This window comes from Salinimicrobium oceani (assembly GCF_012037645.1).
Map to the genome: position 1 here is coordinate 1 of NZ_JAAVJR010000492.1, position 487 is coordinate 487.

The window sequence follows — 487 nt, forward strand, 5'->3', positions numbered from 1 at the left end:
GATCATCGCTCCCCTGGTGCTGCTTATCCTCACAAGGATGCGGATGCCGGTATCAACCACCTTCCTTATTTTAAGTGTATTTAGTGCAGATACATCGGGAATCACTTCGGTAGTATGGAAATCCTGGTCTGGTTATATCATGGCCTTTATCCTGTCTTTTCTGGTATGGTATCTTTCCTATAACACCATTAAAAAATATTTCAAGAGCCGTAAAACCCACAGGGCCTGGACAGCAATTCAGTGGATCGTAAGTGGTACGCTCTGGGGAGTTTGGGTAATGCAGGATGGTGCGAACATTGCAGTTTACCTGCCCCGAACCCAAAGCCTTACTGAATTTATCATTTTTGCCACCACAATTTTTGCAGGTCTTGGTTTACTCTTTTACCTGAGAGGTGACAAGATCCAGGAAGTAGTAAGTGAAAAAGCGAGGATCTCCGACATTCGTGCGGCAACTCTAATCGATGCTACTTACGTGATCCTGTTGATC

Annotated in this window: 1 pseudogene; it reads left to right on the forward strand. The window is 44.8% G+C overall.

The features are described from left to right. Positions 1–487, forward strand: a pseudogene (locus tag HC175_RS17885) (hypothetical protein); the annotation flags it as partial.